This window comes from Streptomyces sp. NPDC059373 (assembly GCF_042751495.1).
GTDB lineage: Bacteria > Actinomycetota > Actinomycetes > Streptomycetales > Streptomycetaceae > Actinacidiphila.
In genome coordinates this window covers 105,191-131,032 of the sequence record NZ_JBHYXC010000018.1, presented here as the reverse complement: position 1 = coordinate 131,032, position 25,842 = coordinate 105,191, and the positions used below count along the sequence as shown (strand labels likewise).

Sequence of the window (25,842 nt, the reverse complement as noted above, 5' to 3'; positions counted from 1 at the left end):
GCGGTCAGCTCACCGGGGCTTTGCTCCGCAGCACCTTCAGGAACTCCCGCATCCACGCCGGGTGGTCCGGCCAGGCGCGGGCGGAGACGAGGACGCCGTCGACGACGGCCTCGGAGTCCTGGAAGGAGGCGCCGGCGGTCTGCATGTCGAGCTCCAGGGCCGGGTAGGCGGTGACCTGGCGGCCGCTGAGGCCGCCGACGGCCGCGGTGATGAGAGGGCCGTGGCAGATCTGGGCGACCGGCTTGTCGGCGTCGAAGAAGGCCTTGAGGATCTTCCTCAGCTCGGCGTCGTTGCGCAGATACTCCGGGGCGCGGCCGCCGGGGATGACGAGGGCGGCATAGGCGCCGGGGTCGACGTCGGCGAAGGAGAGGTCGGCGGGCCAGGTGTAGCCGGGCTTCTCGGTGTACGTGTCGAAGCCCTCCTCGAAGTCGTGGACGACGAAGCGGAGCTTCTTCTTCTCGGGGGCCGCGATGTCCACCTCGTAGCCCTCCTCCAGCAGCCGCTGGTACGGGTAGAGCACTTCGAGCGACTCGGCCGCATCGCCGGTGACGATCAGGATCTTGGCGGTCATGGTGTGTGACGCCTCCTCGGGACTCCGTGACTCCTGCTGTGGCTCCTGCTGTAACTCCTGGGAAAACTCCGGCCGCCCCCCACGAACAGTTCTTTAAATCAACGTGCACCCGCCACCCCGGACTGTCCAGTTCGTCAAAGATTGGTTCGTGGTTTTGTACACAAAGAGCCCCTGACAGCCCCCCGGGACGGAGCGATAGCCTTACAGCGTGATCAGCGCTGATCATCCGAGCACCGTCATCTACGTCACGCAATGGCGCGCGACAGGAGCATGAGGACATGCAGACCAAGCTGGACGAAGCCAAGGCCGAGCTGCTCGCACGGGCGGCCCGGGTGGGTGAGAACAGCCCGGCGGGGGGCGAACCCGGCCGGGGGCTCGATGGGGAAGAGGCGGTCCGTGCCTTCCTGCAGCGCTACTACCTTCACACCGCACCCGAGGACCTGATCTCCAGAGACCCGGTCGACATCTACGGCGCGGCACTGTCGCACTACCGCCTCGCCGAGGTACGCCCGCAGGGCACCGCGAACGTACGGGTGCACACCCCGACCGTCGAGGAGAACGGCTGGACGGACAGCCACACCGTCGTCGAGGTGGTCACCGACGACATGCCGTTCCTGGTCGACTCGGTCACCAACGAGCTGTCCCGGCAGGACCGCGCGATCCATGTGGTGATCCACCCCCAGATCGTGGTCCGGCGCGATGTGACCGGCAAACTCCTCGAGGTGCTGGGCAGCGACCGGCCCGCCGACGTGAGCGAGCTGCCGCACGACGCGCTCGTCGAGTCGTGGATCCATGTCGAGATCGACCGCGAGACCGACCGGGCCGACCTCAAGCAGATCACCGCCGACCTGCGCCGCGTCCTGTCCGATGTCCGCGAGGCGGTCGAGGACTGGACGAAGATGCACGAGCGCGCGCTGTTCGTGGCCGGTGAGCTGGCCGCGGCGCCGCCGATGGGCATGCCCCAGCAGGAGATCGCCGAGGCGGAGGAGCTGCTGTGCTGGCTCGCCGAGGACCACTTCACCTTCCTCGGCTACCGCGAGTACGAGCTGGTCACCGAGAACACCCCGGAGGGTGAGGCGGAGGACGTCCTCGCGCCCGTCCCCGGTACCGGTCTCGGCATCCTGCGCTCCGACCCCTCGCACGCCGAGTCCGGCGACGCGGCCCACCCGGTGTCCCCGTCCTTCCACCGGCTGCCGCGCGACGTGCGCGCCAAGGCCCGTGAGCACAAGCTGCTGGTCCTGACCAAGGCCAACAGCCGCGCCACCGTGCACCGCCGCTCCTACCTGGACTACGTCGGGGTCAAGAAGTTCGACGCCGACGGCAATGTCATCGGCGAGCGCCGCTTCCTCGGCCTGTTCTCCTCGGCCGCGTACACCGAGTCCGTACGCCGTGTGCCGGTGGTCCGCCGCAAGGTCCAGGAGGTCCTGGAGAAGGCGGGCTTCGGGCCGGAGAGCCACGACGGCCGGGACCTGCTGCAGATCCTGGAGACCTACCCGCGCGACGAACTGTTCCAGACCCCGGTCGACCAGCTGCTGTCGGTCGCCACCAGCGTGCTCTACCTCCAGGAACGCCGCCGGCTGCGGCTGTTCCTGCGCCAGGAGGAGTACGGGCGCTACTACTCGGCGCTGGTCTACCTGCCGCGCGACCGCTTCACCACCGACGTACGGCTCAAGCTCACCGACATCCTGGTCGAGGAGCTGAACGGCCGGCACCCGGTCGACTTCACCGCCCTGCACACCGAATCCGTGCTGTCCCGGCTGCACTTCGTGGTCCGCGTCGAGCCCGGCACCGAGCTGGTGCACCTCACCGACGCCGACGTCGAGCGGATCGAGGCCCGGCTCTCCGACGCCACCCGCTCCTGGGCCGACGGCTTCGCCGAGGCGCTGATCTCCGAGTGCGGAGAGGAGCGCGCGGCGGCCCTGGCCCGCCGCTACCAGCACGCCTTCCCCGAGGGCTACAAGGCCGACTTCACCGCCCGCACCGCCGTCGCCGACCTCCAGCACATCGAACGCCTCAAGCCGGACGAGGACTTCACCCTCAGCCTGTACGAGCCGGTCAGCGCCCCGCAGGACGAGCGCCGCTTCAAGATCTACCGCACCGGCGCGCCCGTCTCGCTCTCCGCCGTGCTGCCGATCCTCCAGCGCCTGGGCGTCGAGGTCATCGACGAGCGCCCGTACGAACTGCGCCGCGGCGACGGCAGCCGCGCCTGGATCTACGACTTCGGGCTGCGCGTCGACCGCTCCCTCGGCGACCTCGGCGACGACGCCCGCGAGCGGTTCCAGGAGGCCTTCGCCGCCACCTGGTCCGGCCACGCCGAGAACGACGGCTTCAACTCCCTCGTGCTGGGCGCCGGGCTGACCTGGCGGCAGGCCGTGGTGCTGCGCGCGTACGCCAAGTACCTGCGGCAGGCGGGCTCCACCTTCAGCCAGGACTACATGGAGGACACCCTCCGATCCAACGTCCACACCACCCGGCTGCTGGTCAACCTCTTCCAGGCCCGGATGTCACCCGACCACCAGCGGGCCGGCAGTGAGCTGACCGACGCCCTGATGGAGGAGCTGGACGCCGCCCTCGACCAGGTCGCCAGCCTGGACGAGGACCGCATCCTGCGGGCCTTCCTGACCCTCATCAAGGCGACGCTGCGCACGAACTACTTCCAGCGCCGCGAGGACGGCCACCCGCACGACTACCTGTCGATGAAGTTCGACCCGCAGGCCATCCCCGACCTGCCCGCGCCCCGCCCGGCGTACGAGATCTGGGTCTACTCGCCGCGCGTCGAGGGCGTCCACCTGCGCTTCGGCAAGGTCGCCCGAGGCGGCCTGCGCTGGTCCGACCGCCGCGAGGACTTCCGTACCGAGGTGCTGGGCCTGGTCAAGGCGCAGATGGTGAAGAACACCGTCATCGTGCCGGTCGGCGCCAAGGGCGGCTTCGTCGGCAAGCGGCTGCCCGACCCGTCGGTGGACCGCGACGCGTGGCTGGCCGAGGGCATCGCCTCGTACAAGACCTTCATCTCCGGTCTGCTCGACATCACCGACAACCTGGTCGGCGGCCAGGTCGTGCCCCCGACCGATGTCGTACGGCACGACGGCGACGACACCTACCTCGTGGTCGCCGCCGACAAGGGCACCGCCGCCTTCTCCGACATCGCCAACGAGGTCGCCGTCTCGTACGGCTTCTGGCTCGGCGACGCCTTCGCCTCCGGCGGCTCGGTCGGCTACGACCACAAGAAGATGGGCATCACCGCCAAGGGCGCCTGGGAGTCCGTCAAGCGGCACTTCCGCGAGATGGGCCACAACTCCCAGACCGAGGACTTCACGGTCGCCGGCGTCGGCGACATGTCCGGAGACGTCTTCGGCAACGGCATGCTGCTCAGCGAGCACATCCGCCTGGTCGCCGCCTTCGACCACCGGCACATCTTCATCGACCCGCACCCGGACGCCGCGACCTCGTACGCCGAGCGGCGCCGGATGTTCGAGCTGCCGCGCTCCAGCTGGGCGGAGTACGACACCTCGCTGATCTCGGCCGGCGGCGGGGTCTTCCCCCGTACGGCCAAGGCCATCACCATCACCCCGCAGATCCGCAAGGCCCTCGGCATCGAGCAGCCGGTCGCCAAGCTCACCCCCGCCGAGCTGATGAAGGCCATCCTCCAGGCCCCGGTGGACCTGCTGTGGAACGGCGGCATCGGTACGTACGTCAAGGCCTCGACCGAATCGCACGCCGACGTCGGCGACAAGGCCAACGACCCCATCCGGGTCGACGGCAACGAGCTGCGGGCCAAGGTCGTCGGCGAGGGCGGCAACCTGGGCCTGACCCAGCTGGGGCGGATCGAGTTCGCCCTCAACGGCGGGAAGATCAACACCGACGCGATCGACAACAGCGCCGGCGTGGACGCCTCCGACCACGAGGTCAACATCAAGATCCTGCTCAACGCGGTCGTCGCCGACGGCGACATGACGGTCAAGCAGCGCAACAAGCTGCTCGCCCAGATGACCGACGAGGTCGGCGCGCTGGTGCTGCGCAACAACTACGCGCAGAACGTGGCGCTGGCCAACAGCATGGCCCAGTCCAGCAGCCTCCTCCACGCCCACCAGCGCTACATCCGCCGCCTGGTGCGCGAGGGCCATCTCGACCGGGCCCTGGAGTTCCTGCCCACCGACCGGCAGATCCGCGAGCGGCTCGCCTCCGGGCAGGGCCTGACCCAGCCCGAGCTGGCCGTGCTGCTGGCGTACACGAAGATCACCATGGCGAGTGAACTGATCGCCACGGACCTGCCCGACGACCCGTATCTGCGGGCCCTGCTGCACGAGTACTTCCCGCACGCCCTGCGCGAGAACTTCGAGCCGCAGATCGACAACCACGCCCTGCACCGCGAGATCGTCACCACGGTCCTGGTCAACGACACCGTCAACACGGCGGGTACGACCTTCCTCCACCGCTTCAAGGAGGAGACCGGCGCCATGACCGAGGAGATCGTCCGGGCCCACACCGCCGCCCGGGAGATCTTCGGCCTCGGCCGGATCTGGGACGACGTCGAGGCACTCGACAACGTCGTGCCCGCGGACGTCCAGACCCGCATCCGGCTCCACTCGCGGCGGCTCGTCGAGCGCGGCGCCCGCTGGCTGCTCAACAACCGCCCGCAGCCGCTGGAGATCGCCGGCACGATCGACTTCTTCGCCGAGGGCGTCGCGACCGTGTGGGCGGTGCTGCCCAAGCTGCTGCGCGGTGCGGACCTGGAGTGGTACCAGTCCATCCACGACGAGGTGACCGGCTCCGGGGTTCCGGAGGAGCTGGCGACGCGGGTCGCCGGACTCTCCTCCGCCTTCCCGATCCTCGACATCGTCGACGTCGCCAACCGGACCGGCAACGACCCGCTGGACGTCGCCGAGGTATTTAACGCCCTCGGCCACCGGCTCGGCATCACGCAGCTCCTCGACCGCATCATCGAGCTGCCCCGCGCCGACCGCTGGCAGTCCATGGCCCGCGCGGCCATCCGCGAGGACCTGTTCTCGGCCCACGCGGCGCTCACCGCCGACGTCCTGTCGGCGGGCAACGGCACCTCGACGCCCGAGCAGCGCTTCAAGGCCTGGGAGTCCTCGAACGCGGCCATCATCGGGCGGGCCCGGACCACCCTGGAGGAGATCCAGACCTCCGAGGCGTACGACCTGGCCAACCTGTCGGTCGCGATGCGGACGATCCGTACGCTTCTGCGGACGCACCGCTAGGCGGCGGGCCGCCCGGCGGCGCCGGGCGCTCGCCCAGCCGGAAGAGCCGTTCACCGGTCACGGAGCTGGCGGCCGCCAGCCTCCCGTCGGCCGGTGCCGGCTCGTCCCGCAGCGTCAGGACCCACTTCGCGTGGTAGGTCCGGGCGATGCGGGACCGGGCGGTCGTGGTGGCGTCGGCGGCGAAGTAGGCCCGTACGGCGTCCTGGCGGCGGAGCCGGACGGCGGCGGGCGTGGAGGGGTCGGGCCAGGTCGGGGCGACGAGGAAGACGCCGTACGCCGGAAGGGCGCGGGTGGGCACGTAGCCGTGGGCCAGGACGGTGTCGCCGGCCGGGATGCGGTCCGCGGCCCACCGGTAGCTCGGCCAGTGGGGCACCCGCTGCAGGGCGACCGGCTCGTACCGCCTGGGCACGACCGCGCCTGCCTGCGCCACCAGCCCGGCGCAGGCGGCGACGGCGGCCAGCGGTACCAGAAGCCGGTGCCATCCGGTCCAGCGCGGCACGTCGGCCAGCTCGACGGCCAGCGAGAACTGCAGGGGCACCAGCAGCACCCCGAATATTCGCCCGTACGTGTAGTGCCCGCTGAACCAGCCGTACGCGGCCACCCCGCACCCCAGCACGAACATCACCACCAGCGGGTCGAACAGATCCCGCCGCGCCCGCCAGTACAGCGCCGGCAGTCCGGCGAGCGCGAGCCCGTACCAGCCCCACAGGTCCCCGTAGAGCGGCCGGTGTATCCGGTCCACCGTCGGATCACCGGCCAGCGCGAACACGCTGAAGTACGGCCACCACGCGGCCACGGCGAAGGCCACCGCCGCGGCCAGCGCCCACCGCTCGGTCGCCGTACGGTTCCACCGGCGCCGGCAGCCCATGAGCAGCGCGACCATGCCGATGACGGTGCCCAGGGCCGTGATGGGGTGGATGAGCACCACCAGGCCGCACAGGAGGCCCACCCCCGCGTACACCCAGGGCCCCGGTCTGGGGCCGGGCCGGGCGTAGCGGGCGGTCAGCGCCCACAGGTGGAAGGTCAGCCCGACCGCCAGCGCGCTGGGATAGGTCACGCCCCGGACCAGTGACTGCAGCCCCAGGAAGCCGCTCCACTCCATGTGCACCGGCCCCCAGAGCAGTACGAAGGCCGCGAGCGCCAGCACCGGCGCCCAGCTGCGCGCGCTCAGCGTGCGGGTGAACGCCGCGACGCCGGTGACCAGCACGGCCAGATTGAGCGGCCCGCACGCCTTGAGGACCTCCCAGCCCGCCAGCCCGGTGGCCTTCGCCAGCAGCCCGAGGGCGACGGTGTACGGCGTGAAGTACGGGCTGCCGTGGGCCGGTATGTCGAGCAGCGGGTTCGCCGGATGCAGCCAGTCGGCCTTGACGCGTTCGATCGCGGCGGCGTGCTGGCCGAAGTCGGCGGCGATGGGAGTGCGCCAGGCCTGGGCGGACACCATCGCCCAGAAGATCCCGCCGATCAGCTGGAAGGGCGTCGTACGCCATCGCCCGGCCTGTCTGTACTGCCCGGTGTCGGGGGCAGTGACCTGCGGATTCGCATGGATCGTGGTCAGAACGCCGGTCACTGTGGCCCCTCCCGGAATCACCCTGTGGTTACGAACGAGCTTTCAGGGCGATCCGGTGGGGTGCCACAGCGGCTGGGCCGTCCGGGCTACGTCGGAGAAGAGGAGGCGGTGTCCTTGCCCAGCTCACCGCCCGGCGAGGGCACCAGCGGCCGGCCGGCGGCGAGCTCGGACGGGGCGGGGGCGGGGGTGCGGTCGGCGAGCGGGACGTAGGGGAGAGGGGGCTGGTCCTCGCCGAGGAAGACGTGGCGCACGACGCGCTCGGCGGCCCGCCCGTCGTCGAAGGCGCAGAAACGCGCCCGGAAGGCGGCCCGGAGTTCGGTGGAGTGGGGGCTGTTCCAGTCGCCGTCGCGGAAGACGCGGACGAATTCCTCGTCGGAGGTGGAGACCGGGCCGGGGGTGTCGCCGGGCTCGCCGGACAGCAGGTCGAAGTAGACGCCGCGGGAGGCGCGGTAGACGGGCCAGTCGTCGGCGTGGATGACGATGGGCCGGTCGAGGTTGGCGTAGTCGAACATGATGGACGAGTAGTCCGTGACCAGGGCGTCCGCCGCCAGGCACAGCTCCTCGACCGACGGGTGCCGGGAGACGTCGATGACCAGGCCCCGGTCGTGCAGCTCGCTCAGCGCTTCGTCGCCGGCGTGGAAGTAGTGCGTACGGGCCAGCAGGACGAAGTCCGGGCCCAGTTCGCGGCAGACGCGGGCGAAGTCCAGCCGCGGTACGTACCCCTTCTGGTAGTCGCGCATCGTGGGGGCGTAGAGGATCGCCACCCGCCCGGCCGGGATGCCGAGCGCGTCTCGGGCGGCCTCGACCTCGGCCGCGCCGGCCGTGACGTAGACGTCGTTGCGCGGGTAGCCGGATTCGAGCTGGCGGAAGGAGGAGGGGTAGACCCGCTCCCAGACCTCGGTGGAGTGCGGGTTGGCGGAGAGGCTGAGGTCCCAGCGGTCGACGCGGTCGAGGAGCTTGCGGAAGCTCATGCCGTTGGCGGAGGCGGGGTAGCGCTGCTGGTCGATGCCCATCTTCTTCAGCGGAGTGCCGTGGTGGGTCTGGACGTGTACGGAGCCGGGGCGCTTGACGACGGCGTTGGCGAAGTTGACGTTGTTGATCAGGTAGGTGGCCCGGGCCAGCGACCGCCAGTAGCGCCGGGTGCCCGGCACGACGTGGTCGACCCCGGCCGGGACCCGGTCGGCGTCGGACTTGCGGACCACCCACACCGCGCGGATGTGCGGGGCCAGTTCCTGTTGCTTGCGGAAGATCGCCGCCGGATTGCAGAGCACGCCCCGGTCCCAGTAGGCGGCATAGACAGCGAGGTGGGGGTCGAGCGGCCGCCGCAGGTGGTAGCGGTACAGCGCGGCCTTGAAGCTCTGTGTGACGGTCCGCCGGGCGTTGCGCCTGCGCTTCGCGATGCCCCGCAGCATGCCCGCCGTCCGCTCGGCGATGCGCAGCCGTGCGTAGCCGCCACGGGCGAACGGCCGCAGTTCGGCGGACGGTACGAAGCCGGCGGGCACGTGCTGCCGGTACCACTTCACGCCCAGCCGGAAGAACTCGCGGCGCAGCCGCGGCGGGATCCGCTCGGGGTTGCCCAGGCAGAAGAGGAGGTGGGTGACGGCCCGTTCGAAGATCTGGGGGCGCAGGCCGGTCAGGTGCTCCTTGCCGTCCAGGAAGGCGAAGAGCCGCGTGTACTGGTCGAAGATGACGAAGTGGTTGCGGCCCGGGCTGCGCGTGCTGGCTCCGGCACGGCGCTGGCGGTATTCGAGGACGACGCGGTTGAGGCAGGAGATGCGCTCGGCGGTGAGCATGGTCATGTACGAGACGAGGGCGTCCTCGTAGATGCCGTCGCTGAAGGCGAAGCCGTGGCCCTGGTAGAAGTCGCGGCGGTAGACGCGGTTCGAGGTCATCGCGAAGAGCTTGAGGAACTCGGGGCGGTCGGTGATGCGGAAGACATCGGTGCCGGCCGACGCGAGCAGCTCGCCGAACAGGCTCTTCTCGGCGGAGTCCCACCAGTAGGTGCGGACGTGGTCGAAGTAGAGGATGTCCGGGTCCTCGTCCTGCTTGAGGCGTTCGGCGATGGCGTCGAGGGAGCCGGGCGCGATCGTGTCGTCGCCGTCCAGGAAGAGGATGTAGTCGCCGGTGGCGCGCTCGGCGCCGGAGTTGCGGGAGGCGCCGACGCCGAGGTTGCGGTCGTGGTGGACGACGGTGACGCGGGTGTCGCGGGCGGCGTACTCGTCCAGGATGCGGCCGGAGTTGTCGGGTGAGGAGTCGTCGACGGCGATCAGCTCGGTGTCGGGGAATGACTGCGACAGTACGGAGTCGAGACACTCACGCAGGTATCCCTGCACCTTGTGGACCGGGACGATGATGCTGAAGCGGGGCATGGGGGGATCCTGGATTTCCTGGACGCGCGGACACGGACAAGGGGTTCAACTCGCCATGAGGCGCCAGGTCACGCCTGCGGGTGGACCTCGAAGTGACTGAGCAAGGGCGCGGGCACCCCGGTGTGGGGGCGCGGGGTCAGCGCGCGGGCCCGGTTGGGCGCGGGGGCGGGGCGGCGCTGTTCGAGCGGGATGACCGAGGGCAGCCCGCCGTCCTCGCCGAGGAAGACCCGGCGGACGATCCGCTCGCCGGCATGCCCGTCGTCGTACGGGCAGAAGCGCGCCCGGAAGGCGGCCCGCAGTTCGGCGGAACGGGGGCCGCGCCAGGCGTCGGTGGTGAGGATGTCGATGAGTTCGTCCTCGGTGCGGGCGACCAGGCCGGGCGGCTCGGCGATGATGTTGAAGTAGGTGCCGCGGGCGGCTCCGTACGCGGCCCAGTCCTCGGTGTGCAGGACGATCGGGCGGTCCAGGTTGGCGTAGTCGAACATGATGGACGAGTAGTCCGTGAGCAGGACGTCGGCGGCCAGGCACAGCTCCTCGACGCTCGGGTGCCCGGAGACGTCGATGACCCCGTCGGGCACGGCGGCGGCGGGCGAGGCGCCGTCCTCGAGGTAGTGCGTACGCAGCAGGATCACAAAGCCGGGGCCCAGTTCGCGGGCCATGCGCCGCAGGTCGGCGGGCGTGTGCAGGCCGCGCCGGTAGTCGCGGTGGGTGGGGGCGTACAGGACGGCGGTGGCCTCGTGGGGGATGCCCAGCTCGCTGCGGACGCGCAGCACGTCCTCGGCGGTGGCCTGCTGGAAGACGTCGTTGCGCGGATAGCCGTACTCGAGAGTCGTGAAGCCCGAGGGGTAGGCGCGCTCCCAGGTCAGCGTGGAGTGGCGGTTGGCGGAGACGCTGAAGTCCCAGCGGTCGGCGTGCCGCAGCAGCCGGCCGAAGTCCATGTCCCGGGCGGCGGCGGGGCGGTCCATCAGGTCGACGCCCATGTGCTTGAGCGGGGTGCCGTGGTGGGTCTGGATGTTGGTCTGCCCCGGCCGCTTCGCGTAGTGGTCCGGCAGGTTGACATTGCTGACCACGTACGTGGCCCTGGCCAGCGCCGTCCAGTAGGCGGCCGAGCCGGGGTGCAGGCGGCGCACGCCGGGCGGCAGGGTGTGGGCGTGCCGCGGATGGGTGATCCAGGCGGTGCGGATGTGTGGGGCGAGCGCCCGGACGGTGGCCTCGATGGCGGCGGGATTGCAGGCGTAGCCGCGGTTCCAGTAGGCGCTGAACACCGCGAGGCCCGGGTCGAGCGGGCGCCGGCGCTGGACGGCGTAGTGCAGCCGCAGCAGGGCGCTGCGCAGCCTGCGGTACGCGACCTTGCCGCGGGCCCGCACCCTGCGGCGCATGCGCCCGGCGAGGCGCAGGCCGTCGAAGGTGCGGCGGGCGCCGAGGCCGAGCAGCAGGTGGCGCGCCTGCGTGCCCACGGCGCCGCCGGTGGGCCGGTAGCGCTTGTAGTGCTGGCGGCAGCGTTTGAAGAACGCCGACCGGGCCGACCTGGGCAGTCGCCCCGCGGAGCTGTAGACCGTGGCGAGGTGGGCGACCATGCGGCCGAAGACGGCGGGGCGCCAGCGGTCGAGCGTGGGGTTGCTGTCGATGTGACCGAAGACCCGGTCGTACTGGTCGAAGATGTCGAAGTGCTTGCGGCTGGTGGTGCTGAGGATGTTGCCCTGCCGCCGCTGCCGGTAGTGCACGCAGACCCGGTCCAGGACCGCGATCGTACGGGCGCTGAGCAGCACCGGATAGGTCCAGGGGGTGTCCTCGTAGTAGCCGGGCGGGAAGGTGAAGCCGCGCCGCTCGACGAACTCCCGCTTGTACGCCTTGTTCCAGGCGACCTGGAGCAGCTTCAGCAGCCCGGGGCGGTCGGCGAGGGTGAGGACCTGGGGGCCCTCGGGGTTCTGGGCGAGGAGGTCGGCGCGCTGGTTGCGGGCGATTCTGCCGTCCCAGTAGGTGCGGACGTAGTCGAAGACCAGGAGGTCGGGCTCGTCGGCCTCCTTCAGCCGGTCGGCGATCGCCTGGAGCGAGCCCGGGGTGAGGGTGTCGTCGCTGTCGAGGAAGAGCAGGTAGTCGCCGGTGGCCCGGGCCATGCCGGCGTTGCGGGCGCGGCCGAGGCCGACGTTCTCGGGGAGGTGCAGGACGCTCACCCGGGCGTCGCGGACGGCGAAGTCGTCGAGGATGGCGCCGCTGCCGTCGGGAGAGCAGTCGTCGACGGCGATCAGCTCGAAGTCGGAGAAGCCCTGTCCGAGGACCGACTCGATGCACTCGTGCAGGTAGGCCTGCACCTTGTAGGCGGGCACGATGACGCTGAACCGGGGCAAGGGGACATCCAATAGGATCGGCGGGCGCGGAGCGGGCTTCGCCGGTTATCGGATGAACTGCAACGTACGCGGCGTGTGCCCGTTATATTCCGGGCAACGCCGCGAACGGTGATCTGGTTACGGCTACTTCACGGCTCCGGCCATCACCCCGGAGACAAACTGTCGCTGGAACGCGAAGAACACGATCAGCGGGATCACCATCGAGATGAAGGCGCCGGGCGCCAGGACGTCGACGTTGTTGCCGAACTGCCGCACCTGCTGCTGCAGGGCGACCGTGATGGGCTGCGAGTCGGCGTTGGAGAAGATCAGCGCCACCAGCATGTCGTTCCACACCCACAGGAACTGGAAGATGCCGAGCGACGCGATCGCCGGCCCGCCCAGCGGCATGATCACCTGGGTGAACAGCCGCAGCTCGCTCGCACCGTCCAGCCGCGCGGCCTCCAGCAACTCGCGCGGGATCTCCGCGAAGAAGTTACGCAGCAGGAAGATCGCGAAGGGCAGACCGAAGCCCACGTGGAAGAGGATCACCCCGATGATCTCGCCGAAGATCCCGATGTCCCGGAACAGGTGCTCCACCGGGAGCAGCGCGATCTGGATCGGCACCACCAGCAGTCCCACGACCAGCAGGAACAGCCAGTCCCGGCCGCGGAAGTCCATCCACGCGAAGGCGTAGCCGGCCAGCGACCCGATGACCACCACCAGCAGGGTGGCCGGGACGGTGATCAGCACCGTGTTGACCAGCGACGAGGTGATCGCGTGGTCGCTCAGCAGGTCCTGGTAGTTGTTGACGGTCAGTTGGGCCGGAGTGCTGAACACCTTCCACCAGCCCGACGTGCCGATGTCCGTCGGATCGCGGAAGGACGAGATCAGCAGCCCGACGGTCGGCATCAGCCAGAACAGCGCCACCAGCAGCAGGAAGCCGCGCACCGCGCCGCCCCCGAGCCGTCCCGCCAGCCGGGTGGCCAGCGGCTCCCGGCGCTCCGCCGCAGGTGTGGCGGCCGCCCCCGTCGTACCGGCCGTATCGGCGATCGATGTCATCGGCGGCGCTCCCTCCTGAGACGGCGGATGTTGAACGCCATCACGGGGATGACGAGCAGCAGCAGGATCACGCCGATCGCGCTGCCCAGGCCCTGGTTGTTGCCGCCGCCGAAGGACGACACGTACAGCTGCAGGGCCAGCACGTTCGCGGCGGGCTGGCTGGGCTGCGGGGCGATGATGTAGACGAGGTCGAAGACCTTCATCACATTGATCATCAACGTCACGAGCACCACGATCAGAACCGGCGCCAGCAGCGGCACGGTGACCTTGCGGAAGACCTGCCACTCGTTCGCGCCGTCCACCCGCGCGGCCTCCATCAGCTCGCGCGGCACCCCGGCCAGACCGGCCGCGATCAGCACCATCGCGAAGCCCGCCCACATCCAGATGTACGAACCGATGATGGCCGGCGTGACCAGCGAAGGCCCGAGCCAGTCCACCCCGCTGTACGGCTGGGCGAAGTTCGACGCCGGCAGCCGCAGTTGGGCCCCGGCGGCCGACGCGGGCAGCGAGAAGGTGCCGTCCGCGGCGGACTTGGCGGTCGCGACCACCTTCCCGCCCTTGACCGCCTGGACCTCCACCCCCTTGAGCGCCTTCTCACCCTGGTCGACCACCCCGGGCTTCCCGCCGCCGCCCGGCGCGAAGTCCAGCCATACGGTGCCGGTCAGCCCCGAACCGGACGCGGTCTTCGCGTTCTGGGTGCCGGCCGGCAGCTTGGCCGCCGGGATGCCGATCAGCGGCAGCGCCACCGGTGTGCCCGGCTGCGCGGTCGACTTGGTGGTGTACGAGCCCCCGGACGTCGCGGTGATGTCGCCGCCGGGGCGCGGCTTGGCCCCCGGATACGCCGACGACGCGGCGAAGGTGTCGTGGACGCCCACGATCACCGCGTTGGCGACGCCACGGCTGGGATCCGCGTCGTACACCAGGCGGAAGATGATCCCGGCCGCCAGCATCGAGATGACCATCGGCATGAAGACGATCAGCTTGAACGCCGTGCCCCAGCTGACCCGTTCGGTGAGCACCGCGAAGATCAGCCCGAGGCCGGTGGCCAGGGCGGGGGCCACCGCCACCCAGATCGCGGTGTTCTTCAGCGCGGTGAAGGTGCTGTCGTCGCTGAAGACCGAGCCGTAGTTCTCCAGCCCGACGAAGCGGGCGCCTCCGGCGTCGTACAGACTGCGCCACGTGGTGTACCCGATCGGGTACACCACCAGCGCGCCGAGCAGCACCAGCGCGGGCAGCAGGAACAGCGCCACCACCCAGGGCCGGGTGCCCATCAGACTCCTGCGCCTGGCGGGGGGCCCGGCCGGTGCCGGCGCGCCCCCCGCGGCTGCCACGGTGGCCATCGCCGCCGCCTCAGCCCGCGTACGCCTTGGCGGCGTCCGCTTCCAGCTTCGACTGGGTGCCGGCGATGTCGGCCGGGTTCTTCAGGAACGTCTGCAGATCCGCCCACTCGCCCTTGCCCGCGGTGCCGCCGAACGCCGCCGGGGCCTGGTCGGACATGTCGAACCGGAAGTCGTCGCCCGCCGCGACCAGGGCCTTGGCGATGGCCCGGGACACCTCGTCCGGATAGGCGGACAGCGCCAGCGACTTGTTCGGCGACACGAAGCCGCCCGAGGACGCCCACACCTTCGCCGCGTCGGGCGAGGCGAGGAACGTCAGAAACGCCTGCGCGCCCTTGGAGCTCTTCAGCGCCACCCCGACGTCACCGCCACTGACCACCGGCGCCTTGCCGCTGCCGACCGCCGGGAACGGGAAGACCTTGGCGTTCGTGCCGACCTTCGCGCTGGTGTTGTCCTTGATGAAGGAGCCGACGAAATCGCCCTCGTACACCATGGCCGCCTTCGGCGGATTGCCGGTGAAGGTCTGCGTGACCGACTTCGGGAAGTCGGTGTTGAGTGCACCGCTCTGTCCGCCGGCGATCAGGTCCTTGTTGCCGAAGAGCTGCGCGAGCGTGGTGAGCGCCTGCTTGACGGAGGCGTCCGTCCACTTGATCTTGTGTGCGGCGAGCTGGTCGTACTTGGCGGGTCCGGCCTGCGAGAGATAGATGTTCTCGAACCAGTCGGTGAGCGTCCAGCCGTCGGCGCCGCCGACCGACACGGCCGGTGTGCCCGACTCGAAGAGCGTCTGGGCCGTCTTCAGGAAGTCGGCCCAGGTCGTGGGCGTGGAGGAGAGCCCCGCGGTCTCGAAGGCGCTGGTGTTGTACCAGACCAGCGACTTGTTCGCGGCCTTGGCATACACGCCGTACTGCTTGCCCTGATAGGCGCCGAGATCCACCCAGCCCTTGGAGAAGTTCTTGTCCAACTGCGCCTGGACGCTGCTGTCGACCGGCTTCAGCCACCCCTTCGCGGCGAACTGGCGCAGCACGCCCACCTGCGGAAGGAACGCCACGTCCGGCGGCTGACCGCCCTCGATCTTCGAACCGAGGAAGGTGGACACGTTGTCACCGGTCGGCACGAAGCTCACGCTCGCGCCGGTGAGCTTCTCGAACTCGTTGATCACCTTCAGGAAGTTCTTCTGCTCAGGGCCCGTCCACACGGCCGCGACCTCGAGCTTCTGCCCCTTCAGGCTGGGCAGCGCGACGCCGCCTCCGCTGCTTGCGGAGGATCCGCCGCCGGTCTTGTTGTCGTTTCCGCCACCGCTGCAGCCCGCGGCTGCCGCGGTCAGCGTGGCCGCCGCCACCGCACCGATGATCACTCTGCGCGTGCGCCTGCTGGATGTTCGCATCTGCCTGCCATCCCCTCAGCGCGGATCCGCGCACCCCGCAGTCTTCGCTGGGCGTCCCGTCCCCGCGTCATCCGCTTACGCGTTGCGCGTCAGTCCTATGCCCTGTCTGTGAGCGGCCGCAATACCGCGTGCGCGGTGGGCCGTTGGATCGTGACCTTGATGTGACCGGCGAGGATGGTGGGTTGTGGGAGCAAGAAGTCAGCGGCTCGTCGCCCGGGCCAGCGTGCCGTCGGGGCGGCGGACGTACACCGTGACCTTGCCGCCGGAGGCGGAGGCGCTGGCGCCGGCCGCCGAGGTGGAGGTGGAGGGGACGTCGGCGAGGGTCCAGCCGGAGGCGGTGTGGACGGCCTGGGTCAGGCCGCCGCCGTCCGCGGGGGCGTAGACGTGGAGCGTGGAGCCGGTGGCCACGGCCTCGGGCCGCCCGGTGGTGGCGAGGCCGTCGACGAGTTCGGAGGGGCGCCAGGCGCCGTTGACGTAGGGGAGGCGGAGGACGGCGCCGTCGGCCTTGCGGACGACGAAGGCGTCCAGCGATCCGTCGCGGAGGGAGACGAGGCCGGGGGCGGCGGTGATGCGGCCGGCGGTGGGGACGAGCGCCCAGGCGTTCCAGCGGCCGTCGACCACGGAGGCGGTGACGAGGTCGCCGCCGACGCGGCCGACGAGGTCGATACGGCCGGGCTCGGAGGACGCCGCGGCCGGGGCGGAGTCGAACTCGGTGCGCTGGTCGACCTGGTACCAGCCGGACCACGTGCCGGAGGCGAGCGTACGGCGGTAGAGCAGGTGGTCGGTCCCCAGCGCGAAGAGGTCGAGCTTGCCGCTGCTCGCGGAGACCACGGCGGGGTCGTCGAGGACGCTTATGCCGGGAAGCCGGTGCCAGGTGCCGTTGAAGTACCAGACGCTCTTGTCGGCGCCGCGCGCGAAGACGTACGTCGTCCCGGCGAACCTGATCGCACGCGGGCCGCCGGTCAGCTTGACCCCCGGCGATGGCAGCGCGCTGAAGGAGGACCACTTCGACAGCACGGACGTGGTGGTCGTGGTCGTGGTCTCCGCCGAGTCGACCGCGCCCTGCGGGGACGCGGCGCCCGCGGTGGGCGCGGTCGGGGTGCCGCTGGGCTGCTGGTCGTCGCGGGTGGTGGACCCGGAGCCGTTGTCGTCGCTGCTGCCGGAGGCGACGGCCCAGCCGCCGAGCCCGGCGGCGACGAGCGCCGCGGCGGCGGCCGCGCCGAGCTTGACGCGGCGTCGGCGCAGCGCGTCCGGCACGGAGGAGGCGCGGTGGCGGTGCCGGGGCCCGCCGACGGTGCGGGCGGCGGCGGGGCGGCCGGTGGCCAGTTCCTCGGCGGTGGGGAGCTTGAGGCTGGTATGGGTGTCGCGGGTGGAGTCGGGGGCGGCGCCCCGTACGAGGGGCACGGCTCCGCGCCGGCCGGACGGCTCGAACGGCTCCACGTCGAAGTCGACTTCGTACAGGTCGTCGCCCGCCGGGTCCGGCGCGTCGTGCGGGGCGTCGACGTCGATCGGCGGCAGCCCGGCGAGCTGGGGCAGCATCTCCCGCAGCCGCGCTCCGAGTTCACCGGCCTTCAGCCGGGACGCCGGGGCCTTGGCCAGGCACTGGGAGAGCAACTGCCACAGCTCGTCCGGCAGATCGGGCAGCGGGGCCACGGACTCGGTGACATGGCGGCGCAGTACGGCGCCGGGGTGGCCGCCGCCGAAGGGCGTGAATCCGGCGATGAGTTCGTACAGGACGGTGGCGAGCGCGTAGATGTCGACACTGGCCCGCGGCGGCAGGCCCTCGATGATCTCGGGGGCCAGATAGTCCGGCGTGCCGATGATGCGGGTCGCGCGGGTGCGGCGCGGGGAGTCGACCAGCCGGGCGATGCCGAAGTCGGTGAGCAGGGCCGGGGGCGCGCCGCCGGGCCCGGGCGGGGCGGCGGAGTCCAGGAGTACGTTCTCGGGCTTGACGTCGCGGTGGACGACCCCGGCGGCGTGCGCGGCGGCCAGTCCGTCGGCGACGTCGGCGGCGATGGCGACCGCGGCCTCGGGGGAGAGACGGTGCTCGCGCTCCAGGCGGGAGCGCAGGTCCGTACCGCGTACGAGGTCCATGACCAGGGCGAGGTCACTGCCGTCGACGACGAGGTCGCGGATGCCGACGATGTGCGGGTGGTCGAGCGACAGCAGGGCGGTGCGTTCCTGTACGAAGCGGCCGACGAGCTCCTGGTCGGAGGCGAGGTCCTCGCGCAGCAGCTTGATCGCGACCGGCCCCTCGGGGCCGTCGCCCAGCCATACCGTCCCGGCGGAACCCCGCCCCAGCACCTGGTGGGCGGTGTACCGGCTGCCGATCTTCCGTGCCAAGGCTGCTTCGACTCCTCCGACGATCCGTCGTGTTGGCGACAAAGCTACGCGGATGAGGGCCGCTTGGGGGAACGAGTCGGTAGTGACCGGGGCTTCTGCCGGAGAAATCACCCTCTGGAAGTCGACAAATCTCCAACATCACCCGGGATTACTGGCCTCCGGAGCCCCCGCCGTTGGTGGCGTTGTTGATCTGGGATACCCAGTCCCAGGCCGAGTTGATCCAGCCCGTCACGCTGTCCCACAGCCCCTTGCCGGTGTTGAACCAGTCCTGGAGCGGTCCGACGTACCAGGCCAGCAGGAAGATGACGACCAGTACGACGATCATGGTCATGCAGCCCTTGAGACAGCCCAGACCCGGGATCTTCACCGGGTTCGCGCTGCGCTGGCGCGGCTCCCGGCGCGGGGCCGGTTCGGGTGGCGGGCGCTGCGGCTCGTAACGCTGGGGCTGGGGCTGCTGGTAGCGCGGCTGCTGCTGTTGGGGCGGCGGCTGCTGGTAGCGGGGTTGCTGGTACGCCGGGGGTTGCTGCCGGGGCTGCTGCTGCGGCTGGGCGTAGCGCTGCTGCTGGGCGGCCGCGGGCCCGGGCTGGGGCTGGCGGCGCGGGCGGCGGCGCAGCGGGTCCTGGTTGGGGTCGAGGTACTGGACCTCGGTCTGCTCGGCGCGGTTGCGGGCGGCGTTGAGCTGCGACTCCCACGGGTGCGGGCCCTGCGGCTGGGCGCTCTGCGGCGGGCCGTCGGGCATCGGCGGCATGACCCGGGTGCCGTCGCCGGCGGACAGCACGCTGGTGGCGGCGTTCGGGTCGTACGACTGCGGGGGCTGCTGGGAGAGCACCTGCGTCGGGTCGGCCGCGCCCGGCGGCACGAGCTGCTGGTCCGGGACGGTGGCCGGCTCCAGGTCGGGCCCGAGCAGCGCGGCGACGCCGAGCGCCGCCTCGGCGGCGGCCGGGGTGGCGTGCACGCCGACACCGGCCGCGACGACCCGCAGCGCGCGGGCCAGGTTCTCGGCACTGGGGCGCTCGCCGGGCTTCTTGCGCAGGCAGCGTTCGATGACCGTCCACAGCGGTTCGGGCACGGTCGACGGGCGGCGCGGCTCCTCGTTCAGGTGCTGGTGCAGCACCTCGATCGCGCTCTCGCCGCGGAACGGCGCATGCCCGGTGAGCAGCTCGTACATCAGGATTCCGGCGCCGTAGACGTCCACCGCCGAGGTCTGCGGCAGTCCCTGCGCGGATTCCGGCGCTATGTAGGCGGGCGTGCCGACGAACTCGTGCGTACGGGTGACGCCGGGGGAGTCCGCCAGTCGCGCGATGCCGAAGTCGGTGAGCATCGGGTGCATCTGCGGGCTGCCGTCGGCCCCGGTGACCGTCGCGAGCAGGACGTTCGCGGGCTTGAGGTCGCGGTGTACGACGCCGTCGGCGTGGCTGGTGGCGAGCGCGTCGGCGACGGCGGCGGTGAGCAGGGCGGTGCCGACCGGGCTGAAGGGGCCGTTCTCGCGCAGGTAGCGGTAGAGGTCCGGGCCGTCGACGAGGTCCATGACCAGCGCGAGCAGATCGCCCTCGACCACCAGGTCGCGGACCTTCACGATGTGCGGATGCGTGAGCCGTACCAGGACCGAGCGCTCGCGCAGGAACCGCATGACGATGTCCGGGTCGCTCGCGAGCTCTTCCTTGAGCACCTTGATCGCGACCGTCTCGCCGGTGTCGCGCACCTGGGACCGCCACACGGTGCCCGTGGCACCGCGCCCGAGCGGCTCCTCCAGTACGTATTTGCTGCCTACCGGCCGCACGATCTGCGCTCCCTGGTCCGTAGCCTTTCCGGCCCACTGTAGTGCCGCCGCCTGAGAACACCGCTGGTTCCGGGGACGTTCGGTCGCGGCACAGGCTCGGGGATAGGACGCGGGGTACGGTCGCTTGGTTGCCTGTTCTGTTCGAAGGTGATCATTCAAGATCTCTGGGGGAGGGACTGGCGGCGGGTTGTCAGTGACTGGTGGGAGGATGCCTAGTGCTGTGACCGCAGGCCTTCACCGGGAACCCGGCGGAAGCCGGCGAGCACAGCACCACCGGACGGGTGGGAGGGGCGGCGGGCACACGGCCGCCCCACCCCACCCTCGTACGTGTCGACGCGCCCGTGCGCGGCGGGGAGGGGCCCAGCGGCCGCCTTCCGGCCGGGCCCCGGGCGTCCCGAGCAGAAGGGACCGCGGACGGCGATGCAGATCCGGCTGACCGTTCTCGGGCCGCGCAGCGGCCGCGCAGCACGCTCCTACGACGTGCTCGTCACCGCGCCCGCGGGCACCCGGCTCGGGGCGGTGGCAGGCGCGCTCGCGTCCGGCTCGGGCTCCGGCCAGCCCGCGCGCGCCTCCGGTTCCACGCCCGCGCTCTACGCCGGCGCCGACCGGCTCGACCCCGCCACCGCCGTGCTCGGCGTCCCGCCCCTGGTCGACGGCGCCGTGCTCGCCCTGCACGCCCCCGCCGACCAGCACAGTGGCCCGCGCCCCGGCGAGCCCTCGGCCGCCCGCCTCCACGTCGTCGGCGGCCCCGACGCGGGCGGCGTCCACCTGCTCCAGGGCGGCCAGGCCCGGATCGGCCGCTCGGCCGACGCCGACGTCGCGCTGGACGACCCCGACGTCTCCCGGCTGCACTGCGCGGTCAGCGTCGACAGCGAGGGGCAGGTCACCGTCACCGACCTCGGCTCCACCAACGGCACCAAGGTCGGCGACCGCCCCGTCGGCGACCGCCCCGCGCCCCTCCCACCGGGCGCCCTCCTCCGTATCGGCGAATCCGACCTCCGCCTCGAACCCTCCCCTCCCGGCTCCCCCGTCCCCCCGCCCCCCGCCTCCATCCCCGCCATCCCCGACGGCGAGGGCCACCTCCGCGTCTCCCTCCCCCCCACCCAATGGCCCGACCGCATCCCGGGCGCGGCGGCCGTGCCCCGACCGGTGCGGGCCGCCGGCGAACGCGCGGACGCCGACGGCGCGCAAGCACCGCGAGAGGCGGTGCCCTCACCGCTGGGGGCAACGGGCGGGGGGGTGGGAGAAATCCCCGCCGGAGGCGACGGCACCGACGCCGCAGACCTGACCCGCGTCGTCCGCTTCCCGCAACCGCAAACACGCCCCGCCCGCCAGGTCGCGGAAGCGATAAGCGCCTGGGCCCGCAAGCTCGCGGCGGGCCGGACCGCCACCGACGGCGGCCCGGCGCAGGCCGGCGACGCCGCGAGGCTGGCCGCGGAGGCCGCGACGCTGCGCGAGCGCTGGCCGGACCCGGCCTCCGTACTGCTGACCGCGCTGGGACCGGGCCCCCGCCTGTGGGAGCGGTCCCCGGGCCACCCTGACGCCCTCACCGTCCGGCTCGGCACGACCGACCTGCCCGCCGAGGACGGCTTCGGCATGCTGCCGTCCGTACCGTTCACCATCGACCTGCGCGACCCGCATACGTACGTCATGGGCCTGGCCGGCCCGCGCCCCCGCCTGTCCGGGCTGGCCCGCGCCGTCCTGGCCCAGCTCTGCGCACTGCACTCGCCCACCGTGCTGGAGGTCGTCCTCGTCAGCGCCGACCGCGGCCGCTCCGCCGAACAGCGGGCCGACGAGTGGTCCTGGCTCAACTGGCTGCCGCACGTGCGCCCCGCCCACGGCCAGGACTGCCGCCTGCTCACCGCCCTCGACCGGGAGCAGGCCGAGGCGCGGACCGCCGAGCTGGTCCGGCGCTGCGAGGAGGGACCGCTGGGCCCCGGCTGGGCCGCGGCCGACCCGGCGGCCGTGAGCGCGGCGGCGGACCGCCGCGAGGGTCCGTACACGCTGCTCGTGGTGGACGGCGACCCCGGCTCGGCGTATCTGCGCGAGGCGGTGGGGCGGATCGCGGCCGCGGGGCCGTCCGTGGGCGTCCATGTGCTCTGCCTCGCCGAGAGCTCCGACCGGCTGGCCGTCGAGTGCGGGGTGCTGGCCGTGCTCGACGGCGACGTCGCCACCACCCTGCGCATCGAGCCGCACGGCCCGGAACGGCTCACCCTCGACGCGGTCTCCACGGCCTGGGCCGAGCGCTTCGCCCGCGCCCTGGCACCGCTGCGCGAGGGGGACGCCGCCGTGCCCCGGCCGACGCGCACCGCGCTGCCCGCCGCCGCCCGGCTGCTGGACGAGCTGGACCTCGCTCTGGCCACTCCGGCCAAGGTCGCCGCCCGCTGGGCCGAGGCGGGGCTTGCCGGCGGCGCCGCGACGGCGGTCCTGGGCGCGGGATCCGAGGGCCGCGTCGTCATCGACCTGGTCTCCGAGGGCCCGCACCTCATGGCCGGAGGCGCGCCCGGCTCCGGCAAGACCGAGCTGCTCCGTTCCCTCGCCGCCGCCCTGGCCGCCGGCGAACGGCCGGACCGGCTCGCCCTGGTCCTGGTCGACGGCGCCGGCACCGAGCGAGGTGAAGGCCTGCGGGTCTGCACCGACCTGCCGCATGTCACCACCTATCTGTCCGCCTCCGACCCGCTGCGCATGCGGGAGTTCGCGCAGGCGCTCGGCGCGGAGCTCAAGCGCCGCGACGTCCTCCTCGGCGGTGCCGACTTCGGCCAGTGGCACGCCCAGCGCCGTGCCGTCGTCCCCCGCCAGAGCACCGCCGCCCGGGCGAGCGACGGACGCAAGCCCTCCTCCCAGGGCGCGCTGAAGGTCCAGACCCGCACCGCCACCCCGCTGCCCCGCCTCGTGGTCCTCGTCGATGACTTCGACGCCCTCGTCGCCCCCGCCCTCGGCAGCACGGGACGGCCCGCCGCCGGCTCCGTCGTCCGCGCGCTGGAGGCAGTCGCCCGGGACGGCGAACGCCTCGGCGTCCACCTCGTCGCCGCCACCGGCCGCCCCGAGCGCACGACCGGTACGGACGCGGACGACGCGGCCCGGCTGCGTATCTCCCTGCGCGCGGAGGAGGCGGAATCAGCGTCCCTCCTCGTCCACCTCGACGACCCCGCCGGCCTCGACGACTCCGTCCCCGGCCGCGGCTACCTGCTGCGCCCCGGTGGCGCCGTCACCACCTTCCAGACGGGCCGGGTCAGCGCCCGCATCCCGCGTACGGCGACCCTGCGGCCGACGGTCGTCCCCCTGGAGTGGGAGCGCATGGGCGACCCGCCCACCCGCCGCCCCGTACGCGAGCTGGGCAACGGGCCGACCGACCTGGCGCTGCTGGCCAGCGCTCTGCAGCGCGCGGCGGAATCCGCTGGCGCGGAGCCGGCGCCGCCGCTGCTGTGACCCCGGCCCCGGGCCCGGCGGGCGGCACGACAGGCTCGGGCCCGGCGGGCAGCCGGTAGGCTGGGGGCGTGGCAGTCGTGGATGTATCCGAAGAGCTGAAGTCCCTCTCATCGACCATGGGGTCGATCGAGGCCGTCCTGGACCTCGACAAGATGAGGGCCGACATCGCCGTGCTCGAGGAGCAGGCCGCGGCGCCGTCGCTGTGGGACGACCCGGAGGCGGCGCAGAAGATCACAAGCAAGCTCTCGCACCTGCAGGCGGAGCTCCGCAAGGTCGAGGCACTGCGCTCCCGCCTGGATGACCTCGAGGTGATGTTCGAGCTCGCCGAGGACGAGGACGACCCGGAGGCGCAGGCCGAGGCGGAGGCCGAGCTGACCTCGGTCCGCAAGGCGCTGGACGAGATGGAGGTCCGTACCCTCCTGTCCGGCGAGTACGACGTGCGCGAGGCGCTGGTCAACATCCGCGCCGAGGCGGGCGGGGTCGACGCCGCCGACTTCGCCGAGCAGCTGCAGCGCATGTATCTGCGCTGGGCCGAGCGGCACAACTACAGCACCGAGATCTACGAGACCTCGTTCGCCGAAGAGGCCGGCATCAAGTCGACGACCTTCGTCGTCAAGGCGCCGTACGCCTACGGCACCCTCTCCGTCGAGCAGGGCACGCACCGGCTGGTCCGGATCTCGCCCTTCGACAACCAGGGTCGCCGCCAGACCTCTTTCGCGGGCGTCGAGGTGCTGCCGGTCGTCGAGAAGACCGACCACATCGAGATCGACGAGTCCGAGCTGCGCGTCGACGTCTACCGCGCCTCCGGCCCCGGCGGCCAGGGCGTCAACACCACCGACTCGGCGGTCCGTCTGACCCACATCCCGACCGGGATCGTCGTCTCCTGCCAGAACGAGCGCTCGCAGATCCAGAACAAGGCCAGCGCCATGAACGTCCTCCAGGCCAAGCTCCTCGAGCGCCGCCGCCAGGAAGAGCAGGCGCTCATGGACTCCCTCAAGGGCGACGGCGGCAACTCCTGGGGCAACCAGATGCGTTCCTACGTCCTGCACCCGTACCAGATGGTCAAGGACCTGCGCACCGACTACGAGGTCGGCAACCCGCAGGGCGTCCTGGACGGCGACATCGACGGCTTCCTCGAAGCGGGCATTCGCTGGCGCAAGCAGCAGGAACAGGCCGCACGCGGCTGAACCGGATCCTTCCGGCGCATATCACACTCCGGCAACTGCCGCCCGATGGGTGGCAGTTGCCGCTTTAGGTCACAGCCCCATAAGTAAGTGGGCGGCATAGCACGCCAATTCAGGCATTACGTATGCAATGACCTTGACTCAACTGTGAAAAGTGGGAAGGGTGAGCCGCGGCACGCGTATGAACGGGGGCGTGAGCGAACGGGGGCGAGGCGGACCGTCACATGGTCCGGATACTCGCGCGCCTCGTATGGAAGCTCCCCTGTGCACGCTGCTCCGTTGACTAATCAGCTACTGGGGGTAGTTGCCAGATGAGCAAGAAGAACACGCGACTGCGGATGGCTCGCATAGCCGCCGCCGTCGTGATCGCGGGAGGCGCCTCACTGACGGCCGCCGGCGCCGCGCAGGCCGTCGGCATCAATGTCGGGATCGGCAGCGACGGCATCTCCGCCGCGGTCGACCTCGGCGGCGACACCGACGGTACGACCGCCGGCGTGACCTCGGGCACGACCGATGGAACCACGGGTGACACCAGCACGACCGGTGACACCAGCACGACGGGTGACACGTCCACGACGGGCGACACCTCGACGACCGGTGACACCTCCACCACGGGTGACACCAGCACGACCGGTGACGCCACCGTCACGGGTGGTATCAGCATCGGCGGTGACACCAGCTCGACCGGTGACACCTCCACCACGGGCGACACGTCCACGACGGGCGACACCTCGACGACCGGTGACACCTCCACCACGGGTGACACCAGCACGACCGGTGACACCTCCACGACCGGTGACACCAGCTCCTCCGGCTCTTCGAGCAGTGGTTCTTCGAGCTCCGGCTCGTCCAGCTCCGGTTCCTCGAGCACCGGCGGTTCCTCGAGCACCGGTGGCTCCTCGTCCTCCGGTTCGTCCTCCTCCGGTTCCACCACCGGCGGCGACCCCAGCACCTGCACCCTCGACGGTGACAGCGTGAGCTGCGCGGACAACACCGGCACCGACAATGCCAGCTCGTCCCAGGTCGTCACCCAGGGCTCCTCCAAGGAGCAGCTCGCCGAGACCGGTGCGGGCGAGACCATCTTCCTGCTGGTCGGCGCCGCGACGATGATCGCCGGTGGCATCGGCTTCCGCCTGATGCCGCGCCTGATCGGCGGCCGCGGCAACATCGCCGCCTGACCGAACGCGTACGGCGCGTAGACGCGTAAAAGGGACCCGGAGCGCTCAGGCGCTCCGGGTCCCTTACGTCTGTACGGCTGTGGTCGGCGGGC

Annotated in this window: 13 protein-coding genes; 4 read left to right on the top strand and 9 right to left on the bottom strand. The window is 71.6% G+C overall.

Features of this window, described 5'->3' with window-relative positions:
* Window positions 1–4: 4 nt before the first annotated feature.
* Window positions 5–571: a DJ-1/PfpI family protein gene (locus tag ACFXJ5_RS23790; protein WP_384634422.1), complete on the bottom strand. Its 567-nt coding sequence runs from the start codon at window positions 569–571 to the stop codon at window positions 5–7.
* A gap of 278 nt (window positions 572–849) precedes the next feature.
* Between ACFXJ5_RS23790 and ACFXJ5_RS23785 the strand changes: the two genes are divergently transcribed.
* Complete coding sequence (locus tag ACFXJ5_RS23785) at window positions 850–5,793, top strand: NAD-glutamate dehydrogenase (RefSeq protein ID WP_384634420.1); 4,944 nt, start codon at window positions 850–852, stop codon at window positions 5,791–5,793.
* Here ACFXJ5_RS23785 and ACFXJ5_RS23780 read toward each other — a convergent pair.
* The 8 genes from ACFXJ5_RS23780 to ACFXJ5_RS23745 form a co-directional block, all read right to left on the bottom strand.
* Complete coding sequence (locus ACFXJ5_RS23780) at window positions 5,678–7,360, bottom strand: hypothetical protein (protein ID WP_384634418.1); 1,683 nt, start codon at window positions 7,358–7,360, stop codon at window positions 5,678–5,680. The two genes, ACFXJ5_RS23785 and ACFXJ5_RS23780, sit on opposite strands and share 116 nt — an antisense overlap.
* Before the next feature lie 86 nt (window positions 7,361–7,446).
* A complete protein-coding gene (locus tag ACFXJ5_RS23775) occupies window positions 7,447–9,729 on the bottom strand; it encodes a CDP-glycerol glycerophosphotransferase family protein (protein ID WP_384634416.1) in 2,283 nt (760 codons plus the stop codon).
* A 68-nt stretch (window positions 9,730–9,797) separates the two neighbouring features.
* Window positions 9,798–12,077, bottom strand: a complete 2,280-nt coding sequence (locus tag ACFXJ5_RS23770; RefSeq protein WP_384634413.1) for a CDP-glycerol glycerophosphotransferase family protein — start codon at window positions 12,075–12,077, stop codon at window positions 9,798–9,800.
* A gap of 123 nt (window positions 12,078–12,200) precedes the next feature.
* The gene (locus tag ACFXJ5_RS23765) at window positions 12,201–13,115 is read right to left on the bottom strand and encodes a carbohydrate ABC transporter permease (protein WP_384634410.1); all 915 of its coding nucleotides are present in this window, start codon (window positions 13,113–13,115) and stop codon (window positions 12,201–12,203) included.
* Window positions 13,112–14,386, bottom strand: coding sequence for a carbohydrate ABC transporter permease (locus ACFXJ5_RS23760; protein WP_384634407.1), 1,275 nt, complete (start codon window positions 14,384–14,386; stop codon window positions 13,112–13,114). Before ACFXJ5_RS23760 ends, ACFXJ5_RS23765 begins: the two co-directional genes overlap by 4 nt.
* Window positions 14,387–14,465: 79 nt before the next feature.
* Window positions 14,466–15,836: an ABC transporter substrate-binding protein gene (locus tag ACFXJ5_RS23755; RefSeq protein WP_384634404.1), complete on the bottom strand. Its 1,371-nt coding sequence runs from the start codon at window positions 15,834–15,836 to the stop codon at window positions 14,466–14,468.
* Between the two features lie 198 nt (window positions 15,837–16,034).
* Window positions 16,035–18,179, bottom strand: a complete 2,145-nt coding sequence (locus ACFXJ5_RS23750; protein WP_384634401.1) for a protein kinase domain-containing protein — start codon at window positions 18,177–18,179, stop codon at window positions 16,035–16,037.
* A gap of 148 nt (window positions 18,180–18,327) precedes the next feature.
* Window positions 18,328–19,959: a serine/threonine-protein kinase gene (locus ACFXJ5_RS23745; RefSeq protein WP_384634398.1), complete on the bottom strand. Its 1,632-nt coding sequence runs from the start codon at window positions 19,957–19,959 to the stop codon at window positions 18,328–18,330.
* A gap of 420 nt (window positions 19,960–20,379) precedes the next feature.
* Between ACFXJ5_RS23745 and ACFXJ5_RS23740 the strand changes: the two genes are divergently transcribed.
* From ACFXJ5_RS23740 to ACFXJ5_RS23730, 3 genes are all read left to right on the top strand, one after another.
* Entirely contained in the window at window positions 20,380–23,388 is a 3,009-nt protein-coding gene (locus ACFXJ5_RS23740; RefSeq protein ID WP_384634395.1) for an FtsK/SpoIIIE domain-containing protein, read from the top strand.
* Window positions 23,389–23,456: 68 nt separating this feature from the next.
* On the top strand, window positions 23,457–24,575 hold the full coding sequence (gene prfB / locus ACFXJ5_RS23735) for a peptide chain release factor 2 (protein WP_384634392.1): 1,119 nt from the start codon (window positions 23,457–23,459) through the stop codon (window positions 24,573–24,575).
* Between the two features lie 308 nt (window positions 24,576–24,883).
* On the top strand, window positions 24,884–25,750 hold the full coding sequence (locus tag ACFXJ5_RS23730; RefSeq protein WP_384634390.1) for a hypothetical protein: 867 nt from the start codon (window positions 24,884–24,886) through the stop codon (window positions 25,748–25,750).
* Window positions 25,751–25,842: the final 92 nt, after the last annotated feature.